The organism is Methanobacterium formicicum (genome assembly GCF_029848115.1).
Classification (GTDB): Archaea; Methanobacteriota; Methanobacteria; order Methanobacteriales; family Methanobacteriaceae; genus Methanobacterium; species Methanobacterium formicicum.
This window is the reverse complement of record NZ_JARVXG010000038.1, coordinates 1-12,500: the sequence shown is the minus strand read 5'-3', so window position 1 is coordinate 12,500 and position 12,500 is coordinate 1. Positions and strand designations below refer to the sequence as shown.

General features: G+C 46.5%; 11 protein-coding genes (1 of these 11 running past the window's edge). 9 read left to right on the top strand and 2 right to left on the bottom strand.

Annotation, left to right across the window (positions count from 1 at the left end; translation table 11 throughout):
• The 8 genes from idsA to QC759_RS03810 all read left to right on the top strand — a co-directional run.
• Positions 1-60, top strand: the final stretch of a protein-coding gene (gene idsA / locus QC759_RS03845; protein WP_048071961.1) for a short chain isoprenyl diphosphate synthase IdsA. Its footprint begins 930 nt before the window's first position; only the last 60 of its 990 coding nucleotides appear in the window; its start codon lies off the left edge, out of view; it ends in the stop codon at positions 58-60.
• A gap of 110 nt (positions 61-170) precedes the next feature.
• Positions 171-1,850 carry a glutamate--tRNA ligase gene (locus QC759_RS03840; protein ID WP_048071960.1) on the top strand — a complete coding sequence of 560 codons (1,680 nt, stop codon included), beginning with the start codon at positions 171-173 and terminating at the stop codon, positions 1,848-1,850.
• A gap of 599 nt (positions 1,851-2,449) precedes the next feature.
• The gene (locus QC759_RS03835; protein WP_048071959.1) at positions 2,450-3,793 is read left to right on the top strand and encodes an ATP-binding protein; all 1,344 of its coding nucleotides are present in this window, start codon (positions 2,450-2,452) and stop codon (positions 3,791-3,793) included.
• Positions 3,794-3,951: 158 nt separating this feature from the next.
• A complete protein-coding gene (locus tag QC759_RS03830) occupies positions 3,952-4,974 on the top strand; it encodes an adenylosuccinate synthetase (RefSeq protein ID WP_048071958.1) in 1,023 nt (340 codons plus the stop codon).
• Positions 4,975-5,202: 228 nt separating this feature from the next.
• Positions 5,203-5,502, top strand: coding sequence for a TIGR04076 family protein (locus QC759_RS03825; protein WP_048071957.1), 300 nt, complete (start codon positions 5,203-5,205; stop codon positions 5,500-5,502).
• 151 nt (positions 5,503-5,653) lie between these two features.
• Positions 5,654-6,547: a DUF166 domain-containing protein gene (locus QC759_RS03820; protein WP_048071956.1), complete on the top strand. Its 894-nt coding sequence runs from the start codon at positions 5,654-5,656 to the stop codon at positions 6,545-6,547.
• A gap of 140 nt (positions 6,548-6,687) precedes the next feature.
• Entirely contained in the window at positions 6,688-6,867 is a 180-nt protein-coding gene (locus QC759_RS03815) for a MarR family transcriptional regulator (protein WP_048071955.1), read from the top strand.
• A 323-nt stretch (positions 6,868-7,190) separates the two neighbouring features.
• Complete coding sequence (locus tag QC759_RS03810; protein WP_048071954.1) at positions 7,191-8,081, top strand: DUF166 domain-containing protein; 891 nt, start codon at positions 7,191-7,193, stop codon at positions 8,079-8,081.
• Positions 8,082-8,218: 137 nt separating this feature from the next.
• On the opposite strand, the gene QC759_RS03805 is transcribed toward QC759_RS03810, so the two are convergent.
• Positions 8,219-10,144: a DUF11 domain-containing protein gene (locus tag QC759_RS03805; protein WP_144405509.1), complete on the bottom strand. Its 1,926-nt coding sequence runs from the start codon at positions 10,142-10,144 to the stop codon at positions 8,219-8,221.
• Positions 10,145-10,631: 487 nt separating this feature from the next.
• Between QC759_RS03805 and cobM the strand changes: the two genes are divergently transcribed.
• Positions 10,632-11,399 (top strand): precorrin-4 C(11)-methyltransferase, encoded by a 768-nt coding sequence (cobM, locus tag QC759_RS03800; RefSeq protein ID WP_048071952.1) that lies wholly within the window; start codon positions 10,632-10,634, stop codon positions 11,397-11,399.
• 133 nt (positions 11,400-11,532) lie between these two features.
• Here cobM and QC759_RS03795 read toward each other — a convergent pair whose 3' ends face one another.
• Positions 11,533-12,357 (bottom strand): CPBP family intramembrane glutamic endopeptidase, encoded by an 825-nt coding sequence (locus QC759_RS03795; RefSeq protein WP_048071951.1) that lies wholly within the window; start codon positions 12,355-12,357, stop codon positions 11,533-11,535.
• Positions 12,358-12,500 lie beyond the last annotated feature (143 nt).

The window sequence follows — 12,500 nt, the reverse complement described above, 5'->3', positions numbered from 1 at the left end:
AGCCCTGCCCGGGAAGCACTCCTGCTCATTGCGGACTTTGTACTCCAGCGCAGTAACTAAGTTCCCCCTTAATTTTTTTAATTTCCTAAATTTCTAATTGAGGAATTACATTTTTTTAATTTATTTTTTTAACCTACCAGAAGTTTTAACCTACCAGAAGAAGTGATTACATGGATAAACTGGAAGAAATCATTCGCAAGTACGCTCTTATCAACGCCACCCAACACGGGGGCCAGGCCCAGCCCGGGGCAGTTATCGGGATGATAATGAGCAAACACCCCGAGTACCGTCAAAACGCCGGGGAAGTTTCCAAAACCGCTGCCCAGATAGTGCAAACTGTAAATCAGATGTCAGCCGAGGACCAGAACCAGGAACTGGAAGACCGGGGAGGATACCAGGAAAAGAAAAAACAGGAAAAGGTCAAGGGACTGGCGGATTTACCCCATACTGATGAGGGCGTGGTGCTACGTTTTGCCCCAAATCCATCAGGCCCCCTCCATATAGGACATGCCCGGGCCGCACTTTCCAACGATGAATACCGTAAAAGGTACGAAGGTAAGCTAATCCTAAGGGTTGAAGACACAGACCCCCGAAGGGTGGACCCTGACGCCTACCAAATGATACCCGAGGACCTGAAGTGGATGGGAGTTACCTGGGATGAAGAGATCATCCAGTCCGACCGCATGGAGATCTACTACCAGCTGGCCGAGGAACTCATAAAACAGGGAGGGGCCTACATGTGCACCTGCCCGGGGGACGTGTTCAAGGAACTTAAGGATTCCTCCCAACCCTGCCCCCACCGGGACGCCACTGTGGAAGAAAACCTGGCCCTGTGGGAGAAAATGCCCCAGAGCAGTGAAGGAGAAATGGTTCTCCGGGTTAAAACCGATATAAAACACAAAAACCCAGCCATCCGTGACTGGGTGGCCATGCGAGTAGTTGAGGAAACCCACCCTCGTGTGGGAGATAATTACCGAGTATATCCTATGATGAACTTCTCGGTGGTAGCAGACGACCACCTCATGGGTGTTACTCACGTTCTTCGGGGTAAGGACCACCTGGCCAACAGTGAAAAACAGGAATACTTCTACCACCACATGGACTGGGACGTGCCGGAGTTCATACACTACGGACGCCTGAAAATGGAGGACATACCATTATCCACCTCCAAGGCACGGCAGGGAATAGAAGACGGCGTCTACAGTGGCTGGGACGACCCCCGCCTGGGAACCATCCGGGCCATAGCCCGCCGGGGAATACAGGCCGAGGCCATACGCCAGCTAATGACCGAGATCGGAGTTAAAATGGCGGACACCGCCGTGAGCTGGAAGAAGATCTACGGACTCAACCGCACCTTCCTGGAAGAGAAGGCCAACCGTTACTTCATGGTGGCCCACCCCCAGCTGGTGGAAATAGAGGGTGTACCAGAATCACTCCTTAAAACCGTGGAAAGACCACTCCACCCCGACCACCTGGACCGGGGAATGCGTGCCCTGAACTTCGACGGAAGAGTCTACCTGGACAGTGAAGACATACCTACCAAGCCAGATGAAGTCCTACGGTTGATGGATGCCGTGAACATCACCTTCCAGGATGGACAGGCCCAATACCACAGTGAAGGCCTAGACGAGGCCCGGGAAGCTAAGGCCCGGATAGTGCAGTGGGTACCAGCCACCAAGGCTGTGGAAACAGAACTGGTAATGCCCGATGCCACCATTGTTTCCGGGTATGCTGATGAATCCATATCCCTAGTGGAAGTGGATGACGTGGTGCAGCTGGAGAGAATAGGATTCGCCCGACTGGACCAGAAAGAAGATGGGAAGTTCAGGTTCTACTACGCCCATAAATAATGGCTTTAACGGTGTAGAAGTTAACCTCTTAATTTATTTTCTTTTTTATTTTAAATTTCACCCCCCATTTGCATTCCTTTTTAAATTTCATTTAAATGCTAAATTCTTTTTTAAAAACCTTAATTTTTTTCTAAAAACCTAAATTCATTTTTTGAACCCTAAGATTTATTTTAAATCCTTTAAAAATTCATTTTATATCTAAATTTCTTATAAAATTCTAAAAAATTCTTCTAAAATCAAAAAAAAAAATTCATTAAAATATATTTTCAATGATCAAATATCCTCATTACCTGGATTAAATATCCTAAAATCAAACCCAGTTCCACTTAACCCATTCTTACTCTATTTTCAACCATCAGTAATACTGGTACGTGATTTTTCCTGGTTTATCCCCATGGTTGGTCAATATTCTTAAAAATAATGTGAAATACGTCACTAAAAAGTGGGCAAACCATTAGTGTCTGTGATGTGAAGTTTTAACTGCAAGGAAAAACAAAATTAATACTCGGCGTATGAAGATAATCTGACACGAAAATAAGGGTTGTAACAGTACTACGAGATTAAAACCGGAAATTCCCTATATTATTGGCGGTATTTAAATGGAAACAGATTATTATCATGATGTTAAAATGCAGAAACTCTTCCAGGTACTGGAAGAACCCAAAGCACTGGATGAAATAGACCTGGAAAAGGGTTTCATACAGAACCTCATTCTGAAGATCATAAACACCTACGGTAACATCAAGGTGCAGCAGATCCACGAAATCACTGGACTCCACGTGGACATACTGGAACAGTGCCTTAAAGCCATGGAAAAGGAGGACCTGGTGGCCCAGACCGCCGGAGGATTCCTCTTTGCCAGTGTGGAGTACACCATCAAGAAACAGGGCCACCTCAAGGCAGCCAAGCTCATGAATGAAAACCCCTACATGGGAACGGCCCCGGTAACCTACGATGAGTACTTCAAGATCATGGAAGTTCAGCTCCAGGGACGCTACCCCATAGACATACCCCACGAGGTGGTGGAGAAGGCCTTCCGCGAGGTGGTGGGAATGGCCTACCCCAAGAAGGTACTCACTGAGTCAGCCATTGGAGGTAAAGGATTCTTCATCTACGGACCACCTGGAACCGGTAAAACCTTCCTCACCAGTAAAATGTCGGAAATATTACCCCCCATTATCATACCCCGCTACATCGAGTTCAGCGGTAACATAATACAGTTACTGGACCCGGACTTCCACAAGCTCCGACCAGAACAACCCGGAGACCCTCGCTGGGCCAAGATCTACGCACCCTTTGTGTTCACTGGTTCCGAGCTCAGCACCGAGAAAATGGAAACACTCTACAACCCCAACAAGGGGGTGTACGAGACCTCACCCATAATCAAGGCCAACGGAGGAGTACTCCTCCTGGACGATTTGGGAAGACAGAACGAGGACCCCAACGTCCTCCTGAACCGGATGATCGTGCCCCTGGAAAACAAGAGGGATGTTATCTACGTTAAAGGGGCCCCGGTGATTGTGCACACCCACTTCATACCGGCCCTGTCCACCAACCTGGAGATAACCATCATAGACGAGGCCCACCTGCGACGTGCACCCCTGCACGTCTTTCTGGAGGTGCCCAGTCCCGAGGAGATCGTGGAGGTTTTCAAACGTAACCTGGACAAGTTGAAGGAGGACTACGACCAGGATGTACTGGAACGCTTCCGGAATGTGTACATCCCCTATCTGGATGGGGGAGAAAACCTGAAACCCACCTTCGCCCACGCCCGGGACATAGCCCAGATAGCCCAGGCCATACGCATCAGGCGGGGTGAGGATAAGATGACGGTGGAGATACTGGAGGAAGCCCTGGACCAGCACATACTGGTGTCCATGCAGCGCAAGTACACCCCGGAACTCTTTGAAAGGATCATAACCCAGGGAAACAAACCCCACTAGTAAAAGGTAATACTCACGGTATAACTAAATCAAAGACCTAATAACATGGTGTGGTGCTTTTAAAAGCCATTTTTCCCTTATCTTACCTTTGGGAAAATCTTTTTAAGCGCCTGTTGACAATATAAAAGAGGTTAAAATCATCGAGAGGATTGATCACTATGACATGCAATATATTAGTAGGCGGAGCCTGGGGAGATGAAGGTAAAGGAAAATGCATCACCTACCTCTGTAACCAGGACAAACCGGAGATCATTGCCCGGGCTGGAGTAGGTCCCAACGCAGGCCATTCAGTAGAATTCAACGGAGAAAAATATGGGCTGCGGATGATCCCATCAGGTTTCGTCCACACTGGAGCACGACTCCTTATAGGTGCCGGTGTACTGGTGGACCCAGCAGTATTCCACCATGAACTGGACTACCTGAACAAGTACCAGGTAAAAACCAGGACCTTCGCTGATTATCGCTGCGCCATAATTGAAGAAGAACACAAGGAACAGGACAAGGGATCCGATCACCTATTCAAGAAGATTGGAAGTACCGGTACTGGCTGCGGACCAGCCAACCGTGACCGGGCACTCAGAACCATTAAACAGGCCATAGACGTGGACTCCATGGACGGATACGTGGCAGACGTGCCTTTAGAGGTGAACACCGCCCTGGATGAAGGACGCGACGTGTTCATTGAAGGATCACAGGGTTTTGGACTGTCACTCTACTACGGAACCTACCCCTTTGTAACCAGTAAGGACACCACTGCCTCCTCAGCTGCGGCTGATGTTGGTGTAGGACCCACTCGTATTGATGATGTTATTGTAGTTTTCAAATCCTACATCACCCGGGTAGGAGAAGGACCATTCCCCTCCGAGATAACCCAGGAAGAAGCAGAAAAGATGGACATCGAAGAATACGGGACAGTCACCGGCCGAAGGCGAAGAGTGGGAATCTTCGACATGGAAATGGCCCGGGAATCCTGTATGATAAACGGTGCTACCCAGATAGCACTGACCTGTGTGGACCGGTTATACCCCTCCTGTGAAAGGGTGACTGATTACAGTGACCTTTCCGGTGAAGTCAAAAGGTTTGTGGAAGAAATAGAAAACGAGACCAAGGTCCCGGTGACTATAATCAGTACCGGACCAGACCTGACCGATACCATTGACCTCCGGGAAGAATTAATGTAAGGCAGATAAATGTAAAAGTGGGTTAAAACCCAACTTTACTCTTTTTTATTATTTTAATGCTCAAAATCCTATTTTAATTCCTATTGTTTAGGATCCAACAAATCCATAAAATTACCCCTATATCCTATTTTAATTTTTAATCATTACTCCTCCACCCAATTACTCAAGGGTTATTTACCCGGGAGTACAAAAATACTAAACAAGTTAATCTTGGAATGGGGACCAATTATGTTGGAGATTACTGTCCATGAAATAAAGGGGCACTGCCCGGTTTACCAGGAGGGTGACCGCATCACCATCAAGGATCCGGAGATAGACCTGGATAAAACCGACGCCCTCTGCACCCACGCCCTATCCACTATTTTACACTACACCACTATCCTGGAACATGACTGGATACCCCTGGCCCTGGGACTCACCAGTGAAGGTGATGAAGACCACGCCTACCTGCAATGTGTTGACCCGGGAAAACCATACACCGACGGAGGTACCGTCATCTTCAAATGCCGCAAACTTGATGATGATTAAATGGATTTAAATGGATTAAATACAGTAAATAAATCCAATCAATACTTAATTTACCGAATAGAATTCCATTGAATCACTGAATAAATCCCAAATTACACTGAAAGGAATAAGAGCAATAAAATAACACCTTTAATATAAATTGGAGGGAAAAATGAAACTCTACCTTCTAATCTCGGGTAAATACGGGAGCAGGGTGGTTAATAACCTGGCGGAGCATGGAATGGCCGGGGATATTGTGGGGATGGAAGAATTCCCCGAGGATCTGCCTGATTTTATAGAGGACTATGCCTGTTACGTGCCCCAGAACCTGCCCCCGGCGGACCTGATTATAGCGGTGGGACTCTCCGGGGACATCAACATGGTGGTACCCGAGGTGGCCCGTAAAACCGGAGCAAGCTCGGCCATCATACCGGTTTACGACCCCCAGCAGATGCCCCCCGGACTGCAGCAGGAGATCCAGGAAGCAGCGCCCCACGTGAATTTCGTGTTTCCCAAACCATTCTGCTCACTGCAGGCCATGGGTGACCCCTGTATCGATGAGTTTGCCAGTAAATTCGGCAAACCCCAGCTGGTAATCAAGGCCGACCGGTACATAAAGAAGGTGAAAGTCCTGCGGGGCGCACCCTGCGGTTCAACCAACTACATTGCCAAGGGACTGTGGAGCACACCCAGTGAAGAGGCCGAACTGGTGGCCGCCCACAAACTGCACAACTACCCCTGCAACGCCAGCATCAGCACTGACCCGGCAGTGGGGGACACCAGTATGCACCTGGCCAGCTACCAGATCAAGGAAGCAGTTAAAAGGGGCCTGGGATACGCCATTAAATCAGCAGTGGTGGAACCGGAAAAGTGCAACCGTGAAAAATGCCAGGAAGAGTGTATTAAAAGCTGCCCCCAGGTACTTATTGGCTTGGATACCATAACCCTCCGTGGAGATAAGAAGGCCTTCATTGACCCGGCCACATGTGGCTACTGTGAGATATGCCTGAAGGAATGTCCACTGGACGCCATTGAAATAAAAAACGGACCATTTCCACTGGAATAATTTAAATCTCGGGGATTTAGAAGCAGAAGACGTTTTGGATCAATTGAATGAATCAATTGTATCAGGGCATAGTTTCCACTCGAACTGTTCGTGAAAAATATTATATGGATTCAAAGGGAATAATCTAAGAGGTGATATGAATGGATAACAAAGAAAAGGTAATTAAAGCATTCAAAGACTCTGAAGAACCTTTAAATGCCACTAAAGTCAGCCAGATATCAGGTGTGGATAAAAAAGAAGTTGACAAAATAATGAAAGAACTCAAAAAAGATGAAACCATCATCTCCCCTAAAAGGTGTTACTGGGCCTTAAAGGAATAACCTCTGCACCCGGAAGGAATAAAATAAATCTATACTCTTCATTTACCTATTTTTTTCAAGTTTTAATGATTTAAACCGCTTAAAAATAAATGTATGTTACCAAATTTTAGAAAATGTATCCCTGTGATAAGGGAGCACCCTTAAATGGAGCCCCTTGATAATGGACACTTTGGAATACTCCTTAAACTGGAGCATTTTTAAAGATGTCAACCTGGCGATAATATCAACTAATTTATTAAGGACTATAAAATATAGGACTAATTACTTAGAGTGTTCTTTTAACTCGATTGAGTATAAAACTAAAATGGGCAGAGAGGAATACTATGAAACTTTACATAATAAGTTCAGGGAAGTATGGCAGTCGAATTGTCAACAGTCTGGCTGAAATGGGACTGGCCAGTAGCATGGTGGGTCTGGAGGAGATCCCCGAGGATCTCCCCGAGTTCATAGATGACTTTGAACAGTACGTACCTAAATCCATACCTCAGGCGGATTTAATCCTGGCCGTGGGTCTATTTGGGGATATCAATATGATCGTACCCATCATCGCCCGGGAAAGCGGTGCCCAATCAGTGATCATACCCATACACGACCCGGCACAGATACCACCGGGACTGCAACGGGAGATAGAAGAATCCGCCCCAGAAATTAAGATAGTATTCCCCAAACCCTTCTGTTCCCTGGAACCAGTGGGCGACACCTACATCGATGAATTCGCTGAACAATTTGGAAGACCCCAACTGGAAATAGAATCCGACGGCCTCATAAAGAAGGTTAAAGTAATCCGCACTGCCCCCTGTGGCAGCACCCACTTCATAGCCGAGAACATTGAGGGACTACCCGCCGAGGAAGCAGAACTGGAATCCGGGACCAAACTGCACAACTACCCCTGTAACGCCAGCATGTCCACCGACCCCGCGGTGGGGGACACCATACTCCACCTGGCAGGATACCAGGTCAAGGAAGCTGTGCGCCGGGCACTGGGCTTCTCCATGAAGTCCGCCGTGGTGGACCATGAAACCTGTGAAGCCGATGAATGCCAGCACGAATGCATCAAGCACTGCCCCCAGGTACAGATCGGAATAGACACCGTAACCCTAAATGAGAATGAACAGGCAGTCATTGACCCGGCCAGCTGTGGATGCTGTGAAATATGCATACAGGAATGCCCCTACGGGTCCATAGAACTGGAAGAAAGGAAGTTTGAACTTTAAAAGAAAACTGAATGGAATCCAGAACGTGTCATTTTTTTTAAATAATCTTTTTTTAAAATAGCTTCAAAGAGGCTTATATTTGATTTTAATTGACTAAAAAAAATGGGGGAAAAGGGATTTACCAAAAAATCCCTGATTTATTCTCTTTTTTGGGCACCAATGAATCCGCCCAGCACCATCAGAATAGACAGAACTATTCCGGCTATTGGAACTCCGGTAGTCTGCATTGGGATGGTCTTTTCGCTGGTAGCAGCGTTGACTGTTGCCGGGTCTGAATTCTCACTATAACCGGTTACCGTAGTAGTGGCTGTGGCATCACGGGTAGTACCGGTAGTGGAAGCTACGGTTACCATGTTGGTTAACACTGTGCCCTCTACAGTTGATGAGGGTACATCGGCAGTTACGGTAATGGTAACCATACCATTTGCCGGGACAGTTCCCAGATTCAGGTTCAAATTACCTGTACCAGAGGCAGGACCAGAAGCCCCTCCACTGTAAACTGCAGTCCACCGGATATTGTAGAGACCTGGAGGTAAGTTATCAGTTAGGTTCACGTTCTCCGCATCATCAAGGCCACTGTTGGTGAAGGTGACGGTGTAGGTGATGGTTTTACCTGCACTAACTGTTGCCGGGCCGTTTAAAGTGATGGATAGGTTGCTTACCGGCTCGACTTCGATGGTACCTGATGCCGGATAACTATCTAACGTGGCGTTAACTGTTACCGGGTCTGTGGGTGCTTTTCCTTCATTAGCATAGAAGGTAGCCGTAGTTGTACCATTTACCAGGTAACTGGTGATGGTGTGTGAGATTACTGGGTCAGTGAAACTTCCCCAGCTCAGGTTTAGTAAGATGGGTAGCTTATCAGGTACATGTCCTAAGGATGGGTCATGGTAGGATGCCTCGGGGTTTGCCGGGTCGTAGGTTGAATCGTGGAGTAAATCCACAGTTACCTGGGAATTTTCACTGTTGTTGATGGCTCCGGGATTGGTAGTTACCTGCAGGATCATCCAGGGATCAGCGTTTACTGAGCCACCGCTGACCACGGTGAACAGACTGCTAAAGTCAGGAGTGTTGTTACCCCACCAGTTGTGGGTGGCGTCTATCGTACTTCCACTGCAGTAAATAGCATTACCATTAGGTGCGGTGTTCCCCACGATGCGGTTAAAATGGGCGGTGGTGGTAACACCGGTGGCCCAGATATAGAAGGCACCACCAAAGTTTGCACTGTTGTTTTCCAGGTTACTGCCAGTTATGCTTAAAACTCCCCAGTTTATGATAGCTCCCCCGACATCGGCATGGTTACCCGTGAAATTACTATCAGCAATGATAACAGTACTACCTATATTGTTGTTGATAGCGGCACCTTCGGTTGCTATGTTATCAGTGAAAGTACACCCGGTAATCGAAAAGGGATTAGAACTCATAAAACTCAGGATAGCACCACCGAGGTAACCCTGGTTACCCACAAAGGTACAGTTAGTTAGAGCAACGGTACTCTGCCAGTTACATATTGCACCACCATTATTGCTAGCGGTGTTATGGGTAAAGGTACAGTTTTCAGCAGTTAAGGTGCCCATATTGAATATGGCACCACCAGAGTCACCAGTATTCCCATCAGTGAATATTAAATTGTACAGGTACACTGTCACCCCGGGGTTGATGGTGAGTATGGATCCGGAGAAGGTGCTGCCGTTAAGGGTGGCCGGGTCCTGGTCCAGTACATTGAAGGTCAGACTTTTACCCACAGTTAGCTGTTCATGGAAAACTGCACCAGATTCCAGCATTATGGTGTCCCCGTCCAGGGCATCGTTAATGGCCTCGGCAATGGTGGAGTACTGATAACCAGCGGGGTGTCCTCCACGGGCTACGGGAGCCCCGTCACGCCAGATCTGAGGGTCGGCGGGAGTGGCTGGATCACTGTTTACGGTGTTGTCAGTTTGAGTTTCGGTTAATTCTGGGGCAGTGGTTATACTGGTGGAGTTGTTGGCTTGACTGGTGTTATCTTCGCTGGCCGCGGCCACACTACCTACTCCGAGGACCAGAGCTATAACTAAAATGATCATTGGAATCAAAAATTTAGTTGTGGCTTGTTTTTTCGTGTTTTTCACCTCCTTTTAAGTTGATTTTAAAATGTAGGGTGATCAATATATTCACCACTCTTAAGACTAATTGTCTATCCCTAATATTTTACGAACCTTTTAATAAACATTGTTAAACGAAAATTAGAAGGGTGTATTGTTTCATCCTGGAATCAAGCAAATTATATTAAAGTAAGGCCGTGATAACTTACTAAAATAGATTTTTTACTGGGTGTATTCATTGATTTCTTAATAATGAAAAATAACTTAATTCAAAGGAACGGTAACTGATAAATTATATAAATAAACTGACAACTCAATTAAGTAAAGATGAAAGTTCCTACGTAGTAGACCTTTTTGAAAATTATAGATTAATAGTGGGATAACTAAATTTGATAGATTGACTGTACTAGATTTAAAGTGGTAAATATTTTAAAATCAATAAGTTAAAGATTACTAGGAGTGATTTAACATGCAGGGCAAAGTAATTTTTATTGGAGCCGGTCCGGGAGACCCGGAACTACTTACCATCAAAGCCGCCAAGGTAATTGAAAAGGCAGACCTCATCATATACGCCGGGTCCCTGGTAAACCCCCAGGTCTTATCCGAAGCCAAAGAAGGAGCAGAAATACACAACAGCGCCCAGATGAACCTGGATGAAATAGTTCAGATGATGGCAGAATCTGCCCAGGCCGGTAAACTGGTGGCTAGGGTGCACACTGGTGACCCGGCAATCTACGGGGCCATAGCCGAACAGATACAGTACCTCAAGTCGGAAAAGGTGCCTTATGAAATCATCCCTGGTGTTAGTTCATTGTTTGCCTCGGCTGCGGCACTGGAAGCCGAGCTGACCCAGCCCGAGGTTTCCCAGACAGTCATCATCACCCGTCCCGCCGGGCGCACACCCAAACCGGATCGTGAGGCCATCTTCCGCCTGGCCGAGCACCGGGCCACCATGTGTATATTCCTGGGAGTGCACATGATCGCCAAGGTAGTGGCTGAACTATTGACCTTCTACGACCCGGAGACCCCGGTGGCCGTGGTCCAGAAGGCCAGCTGGGAAGACGAGAAAATAGTCAGGGGCACCCTGGAGGACATAGCCGACCGGGTAAAGGATGCTGGAATAACCAAGACCGCCCTTATTGTAGTGGGGGACGTGCTTGGTATAGATGAGGTAACTCCATCCAAGCTCTACGATGCACACTTCACCCATGAATACCGGAAGGGTGAAGGAGAATAAGGGTTGAAGTATATTTAATAAATTAAAAGAAGCCACCCTTCCATATTTGGAGGGGTTTAATTTTTCTATTTTTCTTAATGAAGTTTTTCTTTTTTGAATTTAATTGAAAAATTAAAATAAAAATTGAAAAGGGTTAAAATATACCGAAAGCTGCTAAATTAACGAAGGGCATTACCAGGAACAACATGGAATTGGATATTCCGTGAGCTACCGTGATTCCCACTATTGATTTGGTTTTTATAAGGCAGTAACCATAGAACATGGCCACGCTGAACACGAAGACCAGGTCAGAAAAGTATATCCAGCCTATGTGCATGGTGGTAAACACCAGGGACGTGTAAAGGAGAGCGAATACTGTTCCGAACATTTTGGTAACATTGGTCTGGAGGATTCCCCTGAACAGCAATTCTTCAGCCAGTCCAGTGGATATCAAGAGTATAAAGAAGGCCCCAAGAAGAAGGGCCGGGGTGAACTGTTCGATAAGGGGTGCTGGCTTGAGGATGAAAAACTCTATAATCCCGGAAAAAAATCCCGTAGCAGCAATGAGGGCTTGTAGTTTTATATTACCTCCTAAGGTCATTCCTACATCCTTCAGGGACAGGCCCTGGTTACGCATGAGAATTATAGAGGCGGCAAATAGTGGTATAGCCACTATGGGGAACCAGTAGAGAGGCTGGATCTGCATCATGGGAATGGAAAGACCAACCACACGTATAATGGGTATGGGCATCAAACTCCGCAGCAGGTTGGCAAAATCAGGTGATTCCACCATTGACGCGTTCACCAAGAGTGCAAATAGAATAATGGTGTGTAAGGACAGGCCCCATATCTTGTTAACATAAGTGGTTAAAAGTTCGGCCGCAATCAGGGCTAAAAGGTATACAATAAGGGTTATAATGTAATTACTGGGCAATCCTATATTCAAACGTTTGTCATTGACCATTTCCGAGATCTTCAAGTTCATTACTCCTCATTTTACTTATTGGGATAGAGCATTTACAGTTAGTAGTATTCTCAAATAAAAAGGATATCAAAAGATTTATTCTTATTAACATATAATTCTAACTATTTCCGGCTCTGTCAAAAACTTGGGGGTTAAAT

What these genes read in the sequence shown, in the direction of transcription:
- QC759_RS03840 (WP_048071960.1), top strand. Translation starts at nt 171, where the DNA reads ATGGATAAACTGGAAGAAATCATTCGCAAGTACGCTCTTATCAACGCC.
- QC759_RS03835 (WP_048071959.1), top strand. Translation starts at nt 2,450, where the DNA reads ATGGAAACAGATTATTATCATGATGTTAAAATGCAGAAACTCTTCCAG.
- QC759_RS03830 (WP_048071958.1), top strand. Translation starts at nt 3,952, where the DNA reads ATGACATGCAATATATTAGTAGGCGGAGCCTGGGGAGATGAAGGTAAA.
- QC759_RS03825 (WP_048071957.1), top strand. Translation starts at nt 5,203, where the DNA reads ATGTTGGAGATTACTGTCCATGAAATAAAGGGGCACTGCCCGGTTTAC.
- QC759_RS03820 (WP_048071956.1), top strand. Translation starts at nt 5,654, where the DNA reads ATGAAACTCTACCTTCTAATCTCGGGTAAATACGGGAGCAGGGTGGTT.
- QC759_RS03815 (WP_048071955.1), top strand. Translation starts at nt 6,688, where the DNA reads ATGGATAACAAAGAAAAGGTAATTAAAGCATTCAAAGACTCTGAAGAA.
- QC759_RS03810 (WP_048071954.1), top strand. Translation starts at nt 7,191, where the DNA reads ATGAAACTTTACATAATAAGTTCAGGGAAGTATGGCAGTCGAATTGTC.
- QC759_RS03805 (WP_144405509.1), bottom strand. Translation starts at nt 10,144, where the DNA reads ATGATCATTTTAGTTATAGCTCTGGTCCTCGGAGTAGGTAGTGTGGCC.
- cobM (WP_048071952.1), top strand. Translation starts at nt 10,632, where the DNA reads ATGCAGGGCAAAGTAATTTTTATTGGAGCCGGTCCGGGAGACCCGGAA.